This window comes from Gilvimarinus xylanilyticus, assembly GCF_024195295.1.
Taxonomy (GTDB): Bacteria; Pseudomonadota; Gammaproteobacteria; order Pseudomonadales; family Cellvibrionaceae; genus Gilvimarinus; species Gilvimarinus xylanilyticus.
On record NZ_JAMFTH010000002.1, the window covers coordinates 98,012 to 112,323 of the forward strand.

The 14,312-nt window shown below is 54.0% G+C and carries 10 protein-coding genes; 5 read left to right on the top strand and 5 right to left on the bottom strand.

The window, feature by feature from the left end; genetic code table 11:
- Window positions 1-60: 60 nt before the first annotated feature.
- Complete coding sequence (locus tag M6D89_RS09380) at window positions 61-846, top strand: polysaccharide deacetylase family protein (protein ID WP_253967805.1); 786 nt, start codon at window positions 61-63, stop codon at window positions 844-846.
- Here the strand turns inward: M6D89_RS09380 and M6D89_RS09385 are convergent.
- Window positions 832-2,070, bottom strand: a complete 1,239-nt coding sequence (locus M6D89_RS09385; RefSeq protein WP_253967806.1) for an EAL domain-containing protein — start codon at window positions 2,068-2,070, stop codon at window positions 832-834. The two genes, M6D89_RS09380 and M6D89_RS09385, sit on opposite strands and share 15 nt — an antisense overlap.
- A gap of 372 nt (window positions 2,071-2,442) precedes the next feature.
- On the opposite strand from M6D89_RS09385, the gene fusA reads away from it, so the two are divergent.
- Together fusA and M6D89_RS09395 are read left to right on the top strand one after the other, a co-directional pair.
- Entirely contained in the window at window positions 2,443-4,533 is a 2,091-nt protein-coding gene (fusA, locus tag M6D89_RS09390) for an elongation factor G (RefSeq protein WP_253967807.1), read from the top strand.
- A 127-nt stretch (window positions 4,534-4,660) separates the two neighbouring features.
- Entirely contained in the window at window positions 4,661-5,674 is a 1,014-nt protein-coding gene (locus M6D89_RS09395) for a Solitary outer membrane autotransporter beta-barrel domain (RefSeq protein ID WP_253967808.1), read from the top strand.
- Between the two features lie 31 nt (window positions 5,675-5,705).
- Here the strand turns inward: M6D89_RS09395 and M6D89_RS09400 are convergent, their stop codons facing one another.
- The gene (locus M6D89_RS09400; protein WP_253967809.1) at window positions 5,706-6,623 is read right to left on the bottom strand and encodes a LysR family transcriptional regulator; all 918 of its coding nucleotides are present in this window, start codon (window positions 6,621-6,623) and stop codon (window positions 5,706-5,708) included.
- Between the two features lie 559 nt (window positions 6,624-7,182).
- Between M6D89_RS09400 and ahr the strand changes: the two genes are divergently transcribed.
- Window positions 7,183-8,187: an NADPH-dependent aldehyde reductase Ahr gene (gene ahr / locus M6D89_RS09405; RefSeq protein WP_253967810.1), complete on the top strand. Its 1,005-nt coding sequence runs from the start codon at window positions 7,183-7,185 to the stop codon at window positions 8,185-8,187.
- A gap of 126 nt (window positions 8,188-8,313) precedes the next feature.
- Window positions 8,314-9,243, top strand: coding sequence for a hypothetical protein (locus M6D89_RS09410; protein ID WP_253967811.1), 930 nt, complete (start codon window positions 8,314-8,316; stop codon window positions 9,241-9,243).
- A 44-nt stretch (window positions 9,244-9,287) separates the two neighbouring features.
- Here M6D89_RS09410 and M6D89_RS09415 read toward each other — a convergent pair whose 3' ends face one another.
- The 3 genes from M6D89_RS09415 to M6D89_RS09425 all read right to left on the bottom strand — a co-directional run bounded on the left by M6D89_RS09415 (window position 9,288) and on the right by M6D89_RS09425 (window position 14,183).
- A complete protein-coding gene (locus M6D89_RS09415) occupies window positions 9,288-10,364 on the bottom strand; it encodes an ABC transporter substrate-binding protein (RefSeq protein ID WP_253967812.1) in 1,077 nt (358 codons plus the stop codon).
- 12 nt (window positions 10,365-10,376) lie between these two features.
- Window positions 10,377-11,636, bottom strand: coding sequence for a porin (locus M6D89_RS09420; RefSeq protein WP_253967813.1), 1,260 nt, complete (start codon window positions 11,634-11,636; stop codon window positions 10,377-10,379).
- Between the two features lie 435 nt (window positions 11,637-12,071).
- Window positions 12,072-14,183, bottom strand: coding sequence for a BCCT family transporter (locus M6D89_RS09425; RefSeq protein ID WP_253967814.1), 2,112 nt, complete (start codon window positions 14,181-14,183; stop codon window positions 12,072-12,074).
- Window positions 14,184-14,312 lie beyond the last annotated feature (129 nt).

Below are 14,312 nucleotides of genomic sequence, written 5' to 3' on the forward strand. Positions count from 1 at the left end.
GCCCCGGTGCAGCTCGTTTATGCTTTGGGCAAAACAAACAATAAATCCCAGGATACCGTTATGCGCCTTTTACAAAACTCTCTACTTTCGCTGTGCTTTACCTTGGCTATGCCCCTGGCCGCCGCGGAGGGCCCCTGGCAGGGCAAACGTGCCGCCGTGGCCTTGACCTATGATGACTCCCTTAATGTACATTTAGACACCGTTATACCGGCATTGAATGAGCTCGAACTAAAAGGCACTTTTTACCTCACTATCGCCGCCGACGGTTTTAGCCAACGAATGGCCGAATGGCGGGCGGCGGCCGCCGATGGCCACGAGCTGGGCAACCACACCCTGTTTCACCCCTGCAATGGCCAGGGACCGGGACGCGAGTGGGTGGCCGCCGAGCGAGACCTTTCCACTTGGACGCTGGGGCGCATACTGGGAAATATTGAAGTGGCCAACACGACCCTCCAGGCGCTGGACGGCAAAACCGAACGTACGTTCGCCTACCCCTGCGGCGATACCTTGGCGGGCGGAGAATCCTACCTTGAGGCCATTAAACCGCTGTTTGCCGGAGCGAGGGGCGTAGCGCCTGGGTTTCCCTCGCCGGATAACGCCGAGCGGTTTAACCTCGCCGCCCATGTCATTAATGGCCAGAGTATCGAGCAGTTAAAAGCCTTGGTGGATAACGCGATTGCTCAACAAGGCTTACTGGTATTTCTGTTTCATGGCGTCGGTGGCGAACATCCCCTAAACCTGGAGGCCGATACCCACGCGCAACTGCTGGATTATTTGCACGCCCAGCAGCACCAGCTATGGGTGGCACCAATGGTTGATATTGCCAGTGCTTTAGCGGGCGAATAGCACCTGATCACTGACCAGCACATCCAGCAAAAGTACGGCAGAGTCGGATTGGCGCAGCGCATAGGTTTTGCACATGTCGCCGCTGCGAATATCCCGATAGGCCTCGGACACGACCATTTGCTCCAGAGGCAAATCGCGAATGCCCATAAGGCGAGGGAAATAGGGACGATGGCTCCAGTTGCTACCCACGTAGCAATGCTCAGGCACTACTGCTTCTGGCACCAACTCGTAGTTGGGCGAGGTTTGCGTGCCCTGCTCATCGCACCAGTAAAATCGCAGCATGCCCAGTTGATGCAAAACGCGCGGCGAGATTGACCATTGCGGCGCAAGCGCCCCGCCAGCGTTACTCCAGCCGTCTTTTATCAGACGAGCCTGCTCTTCAACCGCCAACTGATGCCGAAAGGCCCGATGGTGACTGGCACTTTTACGCTCCAAATACTGCGCCTTGAGCGCCTGCACCTGCTGCCGATAAACCGCCGGGTCGGCCGGTTCACGCAGGGCTTTATCGAATAACCACCCCTGAACCAGGTCGGCGCCACACTCGATGGCAAAATCAAACTCGGCGGCGGTCTCTACGCCCTCGCAGACAATCTGGCAGCCCGCACGCATTGCCATGGCCGTGGTAGCGAGAGCGATATCCGCCGCCGCGCCGCCGCTGGAGGCGGCCTTAAACAGCGTCATATCCAGCTTAATCAGATCGGGCTCAAGAGCGATAATTCGATCTACCTGTGAGGCGCCGGAACCGTAATCATCCACCGCCACCCGTAAACCATAGCGTTGATACTGGCGAGTTAAGCGCTGCAAATTTGCCAAATCGCCGCTGCGCTCGGTCACCTCTATCACCACCTGCCGCGGATCCAACCCCAGCTCTTCAATCATTTGCAAGGTGGGAATCACCTGAGCATCACCCAGTTTATCGACCCAGGCGGGCGATATGTTTAAAGCTATAAAGCCACCCTGCCCCCATTGACGCTGAGCCTGCAATGCCTGGTGGCGCAAATGGCGATCTACCCCACGCACCCACTCATCAGGTTGGGTGTCGTGCGCAAAAAGTGAAGCGGCGGAAACCACTTCGCCGCTTGCGCTTAAGCATCGGGCGAGCGCCTCATTGCCGGCTACTCGCCCGCTTTCCAGCTCGACAATAGGCTGAAAACAGGGAAAGTAGGTGCTGGGATCGGCAGCTCGGGCTGAGCTTGTCGGGGGTAAGGCAGTTTCAGGCTTCATATCGGACATCAAAAGGGCGGTCTAACCTTACGGCTCAGGAATTAAGATTGACAACGGTGTCAGCACGAAGCATACCAACTGACATCCTCACACCTTAGCGGGCCACCCCTACCCCAAACCTGCACACTGCACCAAATCGGACACCCCGCTCTAAGAGCCGTTTTTTACCGCACCACCGCAGGGCAAGCCATAACAAAGACTATTACAACTAACTGACCAATGCTTAGACACTATTACTCTAGGGGCTTTACCCAGCTTTTTCCGCTAAATCGCAAAAAGCTGGACTTTCAAGGCTAATTGGTATTGGCAATTGATGCCTCCCTCGCTGTACAATGCCGTCCAATTTTTGGCCTTGATTATACGAGTATCGAAATGACAGACCTTAGTTTATACAGAAACATCGGTATCTTTGCCCACGTTGACGCGGGTAAGACCACCACCACCGAACGTATCCTTAAGCTCACCGGTAAAATCCATAAACTGGGTGAAGTGCACGAGGGTGAATCCACCACCGACTTTATGGAGCAGGAAGCCGAGCGCGGTATTACCATTCAGTCCGCCGCCGTTACCTGTGAGTGGAAAGGTCACCGTTTTAACGTGATCGACACCCCTGGGCACGTTGACTTCACCGTTGAGGTATACCGTTCACTGAAAGTACTGGACGGCGGTATCGGCGTTTTCTGTGGTTCTGGCGGGGTTGAGCCTCAGTCAGAAACCAACTGGCGCTACGCCAACGAATCTGAAGTGGCTCGTATCATCTTCGTTAACAAACTGGACCGTATCGGTGCCGACTTCCTGAACGTGGTTGATCAGATCAAAAACGTTCTGGGCGCCAAGCCACTGGTTATGACCCTGCCTATCGGCCGCGAAGACACCTTTAAAGGTGTGGTTGATCTGCTGACCCAGAAAGCTTACGTATGGGACGATTCTGGCCAGCCCGAGAACTATAGCGTTGAAGATATCCCCGAAGATATGAAAGACGACGTTGAAGCCTACCGCGAAGAGCTGATCGAAACCGCGCTGGAAGCCGACGACGACCTGCTGATGGCCTACATGGATGGCGAAATGCCCTCTGAGGAAGACCTGAAACGTTGCATCCGTCAGGGCACCCGCGATCTGACCTTCTTCCCCACCTTCTGTGGTTCTGCCTTTAAAAACAAAGGTATGCAGCTGGTTCTGGACGCCGTGGTTGACTACTTGCCCGCGCCCACCGAGGTTGATCCGCAGGATCTGACCGACGAAGAAGGTAACCCCACTGGCGACAAAGCCATTGTAAGTGCCGACGAGCCCTTCCGCGCCCTGGCATTTAAAATTATGGACGACCGTTTTGGCGCCCTGACCTTCGTTCGCATTTACTCCGGTAAGCTGAACAAAGGCGACACCATCCTCAACTCGTTCACCGGCAAGACCGAGCGAGTAGGCCGCATGGTGGAAATGCAGGCGGATGAGCGCAACGAACTGAGCCACGCTCAGGCCGGTGACATTATCGCCATCGTGGGCATGAAGAACGTACAGACCGGTCACACCCTGTGTGATCCCAAGAACCCTTGTACTCTGGAAGCCATGGTGTTCCCGGATCCGGTTATCTCGATCGCCGTTGCGCCGAAAGACAAAGGCTCTACCGAGAAAATGGGTATCGCCATCGGTAAAATGGTGGCCGAAGATCCATCGTTCCGTGTAGAAACCGACGAAGACTCGGGCGAAACCATTCTGAAAGGTATGGGTGAGCTGCACCTGGACATTAAAGTCGACATCCTGAAGCGTACCTACGGTGTGGAAATGGAAGTGGGTCAGCCTCAGGTGGCGTACCGCGAAACCATTACCCAGGAAATCGAAGACTCTTACACCCACAAGAAGCAGTCTGGTGGTTCGGGTCAGTTTGGTAAAATTGACTACCGCATTAAGCCCGGCGAGCCGAACTCTGACTTTACCTTCCACTCCACCGTTGTGGGCGGTAACGTACCCAAGGAATTCTTCCCGGCCATTGAGAAAGGCTTTAAGAGCATGATGGAAAAAGGCCCGCTGGCTGGCTTCCCTGTGCTGGATGTAGACATCGAGCTGTTCGACGGTGCCTACCACGCGGTTGACTCCTCGGCGGTAGCCTTCGAAATCGCCGCTAAAGGCGCTTTCCGTCAGTCTATGCCCAAAGCTGGTCCTCAGCTGCTGGAGCCTCTGATGAAAGTTGACGTCTTCACCCCGGAAGATCACGTGGGTGATGTTATCGGGGATCTGAACCGTCGTCGCGGTATGATCAGCGGCCAAGAGCCAAACGCCACCGGCGTTCGCATTAAGGCAGAAGTTCCTCTGTCAGAGATGTTCGGCTACATCGGCCACCTGCGTACCATGACTTCTGGTCGCGGTCAGTTCTCTATGGAGTTCTCTAAGTATGCTCCATGCCCGCAGAACGTAACCGAAGAAGTGATCGCTAAGGTCAAAGAGCGCGAAGCGGCTGAGAAGAAGTAAGCAGCAACTCGCTTAACAAAAAAGCCCCGCCAATGTGCGGGGCTTTTTTGTTTCTGACACATAGATTTTTTCTGGTTTTTTGGTATAAGTTATAGTCAGCTTCAGGACGACAATAGCCAGGATCGCTATGCAGGCACTCTCCCTCCGTATTCTTAAAACCGCACTGGTTGCGCTGTCAAGTGGAATCAGTTGCTGCCTTTCGGCCCAATCACTCGAAGACTTAGGCGTAGCGCACCTAGTCGGCGAAGCGGTGGCTCAAAACAGCGCCCGCTCGATTGTACTTTCCGACGCCAATCTAATTACCTTGGGCGTTATGGACTTCGACCCCAATGAGTTTTTTGAGTTTGAAAACATTGATGTGGGTAATGAAACCTCACTTGAGCAGCGCAGCCAACTGACCACTTACTCACTACCCTGGCACTTTGCATCACGCCCGCTGAGCAATCGGGCGAGCTCACAAACCCAACTCCGCCTATCTTACATTGCCACCGAACAAGATTTAATTTTTGAAGACGAGACGGTGGGCAATCCACTAGAAGAAACCACCTTTTTGCTTTACGCCGAGCACACCTGGCGCTACCAATTAAACCAAGCTTGGCACCTGCGGACGGGGATCGGGGGTGAAATTCTGGTTTACGATAATGACCTCGCCTACCGCGATAGTACTCTTAAACTTTTCGCACCCTACTTTGATAACGCTCTGTTTAATACGTCCTATAAAGTTTGGACCCTGGATCCCAGCATCGGCGCCCGCTATCAAGGCGAGCTGATGGGTTATCGCTGGGAGTATCAAGTCGCTTACCGCTACGCCATCGGTCATTCGTTCGATACCGACTCTCACCTGCAAGACACCACGGTCGAGGCCGGCCGACTGAGCAACAGCGCCACTATTCATTTTGATACGCCCGATGTGTGGAATCGCCGCAGCCAAATACGTTTACTGGCCCGCCGTATCGATTTAGGCGCCGATGCTGTTCCCGCCATGGGCACCCACCATTATTACGAGTTAGGCGCCGGCTGGCTTATTGATACCAGCAATGACGTCAGCTTTCTCAATAACATTGGTATTGGTCTATCAATCAATATCGACAGCGAACTCAGCGGTGGTAGCCTAGTAATTCTTTTTAACGAATCTATGTAGATTATTGTCGTAGATTCCAAGCATCGCTGGTCTAAGCGCAGTGACGCTGCAAATCAAACAAGTGCTGATGCCGATCAATCAAAGTCAAAAACTCGGCGAGTTTGGCAGGCTTATTGGTTCCAAAACGATAGACAGCCGATATGCTCATTCCATTGCTAACCCAGCCCGGTAGCACTTCGGCCAAACGGCCATTTTTTATCTCATCGCGCACCACCAGCCAAGGCAATTGCGCCACGCCGGCACCGGCCAACAGCATGCTTTTAAGCGCCTCCATATCACTGCACTGGAACACCCGCGGCACGCTCACTACATGACTGATTCCTGCCTTTGTCAGCGTCCAGTCAATAAACGGACGATCAAACACCTGCAGGCAGCGATGCGCCGGCAGCTGCTCCGGCCTCGTTATCTCACCAAAATGCTTAAGGTAAGCGGGCGATGCCACCACCACACGATTCGCGTATCCCAGCTTTTTCTCAATCAGGTTATCATCACGGGGGCCGCCCATACGAAACGCTAAGTCCAAGCCCTCGCGAAACAAATCTTCGTAGTCGTAGGAAAGTTTGAGGGAGACGTTCACCTCGGGCCAGTCGCGCAAAAACAGGGGCAATAACTCGCGGGAGATATAACGCCCCAACGCAGGCGGCGCCGCCAGTCGCAGCTGACCACTCACCCGTCGGTGGCTGCTCTGTACGTCCGCCAGCATCAGCGAGGTCTCCTCCAACAGCGAGCGGGCCCGATCGAGCAATATGGCACCCGGCTCGGTCAGGCGCACCACCCGGGAAGAGCGCTCAAACAAGCGCACCCCCAATTCCGACTCCAACCGCTGTACCGCTTTACTGACCGCCGACTTGGGCACCCCCAGCTCTTCCGAGGCGCGGGTAAAGCTAAGCTGCTGCGCCGTGGCCACGAACAGACGCAGCACCTTAAAATCTATTGTTTCTAAATTCACAACAGTGGGTTTCGGAAAGACACATTGTTTCAATAAACTCAAGATACCATACTAAAGTCTTTCCACCGCACTTCTATTAACCCGGTGGCAGTATATGCCGGGTTAATAGGCGGTGCAGGGACGCACCGCCATGAGCCGAAGGTTCATGCGAGCCCTAGTGTCCTGTTCGAGAAGTTCGCTTAATTTCAGAGCGCCGTTGTGGTGCTAGGACAAGGCGCGTGCCGCCGCCAATAGTGGTTCTATTGGCAAGGTGCGCAACACAGTACTAGTGCCACAACGGCGCTCCCGCAGGGCGCGCCCTACAAGGGCTCTGGCTGTGTTGCGCTTCTTGCAAAGGACTACGGCCATTCGCTGCGAATCGCGCCTTGCCAGAGCCCTTGTAGGGCACGCTGAAAATATGCGAACTTCTCGGACAGGACACGAGAAATCCAGAGTTTTCGCACAAAGCCGCCTGATTTTTAGGGCGAAGTGTAAATAGATCAGGACGATCTATTTACCCACCAAATTAATAGCAGCGCCAACCATTGGATCGCTGCCAACCTTTATCCAGGAGGAACAGATGATTAAAGCCTACGCCGCCCAAGAAGCCGGGCAAGAGTTAACCCCCTACGAATACGACCCGGGTCCGCTGGGCGCCGATGAAGTCGAAATTGCCGTGGAATCCTGCGGCCTGTGCCACAGTGACCTGAGCATGCTGGACAACGAGTGGGGCTTTACCCAGTACCCGTTTGTGCCGGGCCACGAAGTTATCGGTAAAGTGGCCGCCACCGGCGAGAATGTCAGCCACTTAAAACCCGGGCAGACCGTGGGACTGGGCTGGCACAGCGCCTACTGTAACGAGTGCAGCACCTGCAACGACGGCGACCAAAACCTGTGCGCCAGTGCCCAGCCCACTATTGCCGGACGCCACGGCGGTTTTGCCGATAAAGTGCGAGCCCAGGCTAAAGCAGTGGTGCCACTGCCCGAAGGCGTTAATCCAGAAACGGCCGGCCCCCTGTTTTGCGGCGGTATTACCGTGTTTAACCCGCTGGTGCAATTTGATATTCCACCGACCGCAAAAGTGGGGGTAATTGGTATTGGCGGTTTGGGGCATATGGCGGTTAAATTTTTAAGCGCCTGGGGTTGTGAAGTAACCGCCTTTACCAGCAGCGAGAACAAAAAGGCCGAAGCGCTGGAAATGGGCGCACACAAAACCCTTAACTCCAAAAGCGCTGAGGCATTGGAAGAAGCCGCCGGCTCCTTCGACCTGATCCTATCCACGGTTAACGTAAAACTGGACTGGAACGCCTACTTAAATACCTTGACTCCCAAAGGCCGACTGCACTTTGTGGGCGCGACCCTGGAGCCCATCGAGCTGGGCGTGTTTGGCCTGATCGCCGCACAGCGTTCGGTGTCAGGTTCGCCCGTGGGCAGCCCCGCCACCATCGAAAAAATGCTGGCATTTGCTGCGCGCCACGAGATTGAACCCACCACGCAAACTTACCCCATGAGTAAGATTAACGATGCCATTCAAGCACTGCGCGACGGCAAGGCGCATTACCGTATTGTTCTTACCAAAGATTAGTCTGCTCGCCAATGATTAAGAACAGCGGCTTAGAATACATCCGCTGGCAGCGCGTTCTGGAGTCGGGCACAATAGTGTCCGACTCTTTTTTTGCGCCCGGGTATTGTTATGTCAAGGCAGACACTAATGCGCCTCTTTTTATGCTTAACCGCAGGCTGGGTGTTAGCGCCGCCAAGCCACGCAGACTTGATGACCGAATGGGCCGACGCCTTCGCTCAGAGCGATATTGAGTTTAGCCGCTCCACCTCTAACGCTCCCTTCCTTCCCCTAGCATTTGCCGGTTATAACCACTATCAGGAAAGCGACGTCGACCTGGGTGATGGCCGTTCTCTCAGTTTTACCCAAGACACCGTTACCCAGGGCGCGATTCTGCCGTTTTTAATGAGCGACCGTGACGCGCTATTGGTCGGGGAATGGGTCAGCTGGTCGCGCATGACTCCCGAGGCTGACAACCGCGACACCTTGGATGTCATGTCGGTGGGTATTCCCGTGGGCTGGTTTCGCCAGCGCGACACAAACTGGCAAGTGGGTGGCTTTTTGTTACCCCTGGGGCACAAAGCCAACAGTGAAAATTCACACTGGAGCTGGGAGTTAATGGGCGGCGGCTTTGCTCGCTATACCCAAACCGATCGCCTGTGGTGGGCCTTCGGTTTGTATTTTGATGTCAGCGAGCAATCCAATCTGGCGCTGCCCTATCTGGGCGCCTCTTACCAATTTAACGACCGCTGGACCCTGAGCGCGATTATGCCCTGGCCTGCGTTGATCTATTCACCCAGCAAAGATCTGATGTTTCGTTTAGGCGTGTCGCCAGCGGGCAACGCCTGGCAGCTGGATACCCGAGGGGATAAGTTTAACTATTCCATCGATAACTGGGATTTGGGACTCTCGGTAGAAAAACGGCTAGCGGGCAGTGTCTGGCTCGCCCTGGAGGGCGGCGTGGGCGGCCTTAAAGGCTTGAGCGTAGACGTGGACAACGGCGACTGGGATGAGCCTCACATAAGCCTGAGCAGCAGTCCCTATGTGAGCCTGAACCTAAACTTTCGCCCCTCACTGTAAGAGCGAGAAGGGGGAGCACCCACTCAAGGCGCTCCGCAGCAACCTCAGCGGGGCAAAGCCTTGGGCACCATTATTGAGCGCTCCAACCAGCGCTCAAACCGAGGCTGAATACGATCCAGGTTCTCCGACCACCAGACAGCGTCTAACTCCAACGCGGTTTTTAAGTGTGCTTCCGAGGTGGGCAAACGATCCCGCACTTTCTCATCCAGCATAGCCACCGCAGAGTGGCGCATAGGGCCGTAGGATATGTACTTAACCTGCTTCACCAAGCTCTCTGTTTTACTGGCAAAGCGAATAAAATCCAAAGCCAAGTCGGGGTTGCGACCGTTTTTAACAATCGCCCAAACGTCGTAATACCACACGTGATTGTCCCACAGAATATCCAGAGACTCGCCCCGGTCAATGGCTGCACCCACGCGGCCATTGTAGGCCGACGACATCACTACCTGCTCTGTCTCAAGTAAGCGAATCGCCTCCTGCCCGGTTTCCCACCACTGCACATGTGGCTTTATACGATTGAGCACAGCAAAGGCGCGGTTTAGCCCCTGCTCGGTGCTAAGCACATCGTACACTTTATCGCGGGGCACGCCATCGGCAATCAGCGCCCATTCCATATTTCCCTGAGGCGTTTTGCGCAAAGCGCGCTTGCCCGGATAGACGTCCAAGTCAAAGAAGTCCTCCAACGCATCGGGCGGCGTCTCAAAGCGCTGGGGGTCAAAACTGATTACCGTAGCACTGGCTACGTTGGCCACCCCACAGGGGGTGGCGCGATGATTAATAAAATCATCACGTGCCGGAGTGCCGTCCGGGGCGGCGGGCATATCATCCAGATCGATAGTCTCCAAAAGCCCCTCGTTACAGGCGCGAATGGCATCGTACAACTCCAAATCAATCACTTCCCACGACACATTCCAGGCCCGCGACTGACTGCGGATTTCGTCGATACCGCCGGTGTACTGAATCACGTTGACCCGGTTACCACTCGCTTGTTCGTAATCGCGGATATAACCCAAAATCTGACTTTTGACATAAGCGCCGTCCCACGACACCACATTTAACGCATCTGCCGAGGCCACCGCGCCAGTCGCGGACAGGATCAGTCCCGCCCAAAAAGCTTGCATACGCATAACTCGTTACCAATAGTATCCAATGTTTATATTGAACCGACCCTGCCAGTCGTTTTCGCCACCGCCAGCCAAAGAGCCGTCACCAAAGTAAGGCATATTCTTCGCCAGAATATAATCGACATAGGTAAATAACGGTCCACTGCCAATCGCACAACCGGTCGTGTTGATCTCTGAATCATTCACGCCTTCAATAGATTTGTTTAGACGCGAGTAGTCGTTGTAGCAGGTAAGGCTATCAATGAGGCGCCAGGGCGAGGGAAGATTGTAGGCGACGTTAGCCACCACAATGTCGGCATCACTGTCGATATCATAGCTGCCGGCAAAGGCGCCTACCCGCACCACCGAGGGGTCAACACCTACCGGATCTTTGGCATCATACTCATAGGTGGTGCCCTGCAGCTGAAAGTTCCAGCGTCCGCAGCGGCTGTCCATATGGGCGGCACCGGCATAGCGATCACCATTACTGTCAGTGGTGGCGTTATACATTTGCCCCATTTCGATTGAGGCGCCGACTTCCGTCTCGCAGGCCGACTCTTTGCCGAAGGTATAAGCCACCCGACCGTTAACGGTATTGGTTTCTTCGTTCTGCTGTTCACCCTCGCGTACCAAATCGAAAGCGTAGCGATCCAGGTTGGTAGCGTCGTTTAACTCTTCGTTTTTGTAGAACGCCAGCTCAGTGCTCCAGGGGCCATCGCTGCGTACATACTTGATGCCCATATCGTAATCATCGGCCAGCCCTACGTAATAGGGCACACCGTACCAGGCGTTGTGTGATGCATAAGGCAGTAAGCCAAAAGGAACCTGACTTATGCCCAACTGCACTTGGCTTTCGTCTTCAAATTCATAACCCACCCAGCCATGGTGGATCACATTCATGTATGAGTAGAACCGATATTCGGCAGAAATAAGGAAGTCGTCGATTTTTCCATCGACATTAAAGCGAAAGACATCCAAGCCGCTTTCACCTTTGCGTCCGACCGAAGCGTCCACTTCTTCGCGGTAGCCGGTGGTGAAGCGCAGCGCCCCGCCAATATGAATGGCAGGTTCCTCGGCCTCTTCGGCGTCAGAGGTGGCCTCGCGCTCGGCGGCCAGCTCGACCGCACCCAAATTCTGCTCAGAAATTTGCAACTGCTGGCGCTCCAGCGCTTCGACGCGCTGCTTCAGAATTTCGATCTGTTCTTTCAGATCTTGCTCGGTCTGGTCGGCGGCGGCCGACAACGCCACCACCGAAGCCGAGGTTAGAACCAGATAACGAATGACATTCACAGCTGGCCTCCTTTTAGCCTAGGGCCTGTTCACACTAATTAAATGCGCCTGCTGGAAGCCAGTTTTGTCTCCAGCTAGGCGCCGTGAGCGAAGTTTGGTTGTTCCAAATAAGCGATCGGCAACAACGCTGGGGACAAAACTGGCTCCAGCCCTCGGCAATTGCTCCTGCATTGCTCTAATACCTTACGTCCATGTAAGTATTCGGGTTGCGGCTAAAAATCCGCCACTCTGCGTTGCTCGTCGTTCATTTGGAATAACCAAACCACTCTCCTCGCGCCTTAATTGGCAAATTTTTAGTCGCAACAGGCTGCATCTAATTAGTGTGAACAGGCCCTAGCAATAAAGTAGATCATCCCGATCGATTTTAGTGTCGCCCTTGAAATACTGGCGCAAGTGCGCGGACTTGCTGGTATTTCAAGGGCTAGCGCCGGCTTACTAGCTGGCTGGTGGCGAATGGGGTTTCTCGTCCGATTCGCCTTTATTAACCCCCGGCTCATCTTCCGGTGGCTCGGGCGGCGTGGACAACATGTCATCGTGCTCTTCCATGCGCCAGGGCAAGCTGGCGGTTGAGATATGCAAGAAGTGCAGATGCTTCTCAAACTGATCCAGAATATCGGTAATAATATCCTGCTGATCAAAACCGAACACATCGTAGGACTGCCCCCCGCGGCGCAAGAATACCTCGGCACGGTAGTAGTACTGCTCGTCTTCGCTAGAGACTGACTCTTCGGTGCGCGCATAATCGGGCAGAACGTGATCGAGCATGCGAATTTCGTAAATAAAATCCACATGATCTTCTTTAATCACTTCAAGATACTTGCGGTTGTTTTCCGGATCGTCCTCCACCTTGGCCTGCCAGCCCTCTTTCACCAGCTCGCGTTCGACCCGGTGCATCGCCTTATTAACGGTGGTGTCCATAAATTTTTTCACTTCATCGCGAGTGGGAAAGGTCACCAAACCGTGCAAACGCTGACGCCACAAACCGGGGCCGCTGGTGCCCGAACCGCGCTGATGCACATCGGTTTTCAGGCTGCTCTGGTGATGGCCTTCAATCACCAGGGCACGCCACATACCCACGGCCGAGATAATCATAATGATGCTAAAGGGCAAGGCACTGGCGATAGTCATGGTCTGCAAAGCACTTAAGCCACCAGCCAGCAGCAAGGTACCCGCGACAATACCTTCAGAGCAGGCCCAAAAAACTCGCTGCCAGGCCGGAGTATGCAAAGCGCCGCCCGAGGCCAATGAATCGATGACCAGCGAGCCCGAGTCCGAAGAGGTCACGAAAAAGGTGATGATCAAAAGTACCGTAATAAACGACACTATCGAGGTCCAGGGTAGCGCTTCGTAGAGCTTAAACAGAGCGATGGCCTGATTGTTCTGCACTTCGCCAATCAAAGCCGTGTAACCCTCGTTCATAATTAAATTGAGCGCTGTGTCACCGAACACCGAAAACCACAAAAAGGTAAACAGCGAGGGCACTAACATCACCCCCACCACAAACTCGCGAATGGTGCGGCCGCGACTGATCTTGGCGATAAACAACCCGACAAAGGGTGCCCAGGCAATAGTCCAACCGAAAATAAACAGCGTCCAGTTACCAATCCAATCACTGCGCGAATAAGCTTCTAGATTAAACGTACGCTCGACTATAAAATTTAAGTAACTACCCGTGTTCTGTAAGAAGGTTTCCAGAATATGAACCGTGGGCCCTACGACAAATACAAAAAGCATTAGGGAAACGGCCAACACCATATTAAGAATAGACAGGCGCTTAACCCCTTTGTCCATACCCGCGACCACCGAAAATATCGCCAGCCCGGTGATACAGGCAATGGTAATCAGTTGTACCGTGGTGTTAACCGGTATCTGCGGCCACAGATAATTAATACCCGTGTTAATTTGCGTAACCGACAACCCCAGGGTCGTCGCGATACCAAACATGGTGCCCAAGATCGCAAACACATCTACCGCATGGCCAACGGGCCCGTAAATGCGATCACCAACCAAGGGGTAGAGGGCCGAACGAATGGACAGAGGCAAACCGTGGCGAAAAGCAAAATACGCCAAAACCAAACCCACCAAGCCGTAAATGGCCCAAATATGAAACCCCCAGTGAAAAAATGCAATTTGCATCGCCTGCTTGGCAGAGCCGACGGTTTCAGCGGCCCCCGCAGGAGGAGACGCATAGTGCAACACCGGCTCGGCGACCCCAAAAAATAACAGCGCAATCCCGTAACCGGCCGAGAACAACATGGCAAACCACTCGGGAAAACTGTACTGGGCGTCGGCGTGGTCGGGGCCCAGCTTAATACTGCCCCATTTGGTCATGGCAATGCCGACAATAAACAGCAAAAAGAAAGCAACCGACAACATATAAAACCAACCAAAAGTCTCGGTAATATACGAAAGGGTCGTTGCAAATAAGTTGCCCGCAAGTTCGGGGTTGCTGATGGTACCCACCACTAAAAGGAAAATCACCACCACAGCGGGAATAAATACGGGGATCAGAACCGTGGATCCGGCTTTGGATTTTGTTTCCGTCATATGTCCATCCTGGGATTTTTGAAGGTCGTTACATTAGACTAACAGCTGAGCTTGGGCTTTTCACCCCAGAGGCAATATTCGCCTACGAACAAACGGAACCAATCTCAATCTGACGGGCGCCGCTTAAAG

Coding starts and splice junctions, on each gene's coding strand:
- M6D89_RS09380 (WP_253967805.1), top strand. CDS start 61: ATGCGCCTTTTACAAAACTCTCTACTTTCGCTGTGCTTTACCTTGGCT.
- M6D89_RS09385 (WP_253967806.1), bottom strand. CDS start 2,070: ATGAAGCCTGAAACTGCCTTACCCCCGACAAGCTCAGCCCGAGCTGCC.
- fusA (WP_253967807.1), top strand. CDS start 2,443: ATGACAGACCTTAGTTTATACAGAAACATCGGTATCTTTGCCCACGTT.
- M6D89_RS09395 (WP_253967808.1), top strand. CDS start 4,661: ATGCAGGCACTCTCCCTCCGTATTCTTAAAACCGCACTGGTTGCGCTG.
- ahr (WP_253967810.1), top strand. CDS start 7,183: ATGATTAAAGCCTACGCCGCCCAAGAAGCCGGGCAAGAGTTAACCCCC.
- M6D89_RS09410 (WP_253967811.1), top strand. CDS start 8,314: ATGCGCCTCTTTTTATGCTTAACCGCAGGCTGGGTGTTAGCGCCGCCA.
- M6D89_RS09415 (WP_253967812.1), bottom strand. CDS start 10,364: ATGCAAGCTTTTTGGGCGGGACTGATCCTGTCCGCGACTGGCGCGGTG.
- M6D89_RS09425 (WP_253967814.1), bottom strand. CDS start 14,183: ATGACGGAAACAAAATCCAAAGCCGGATCCACGGTTCTGATCCCCGTA.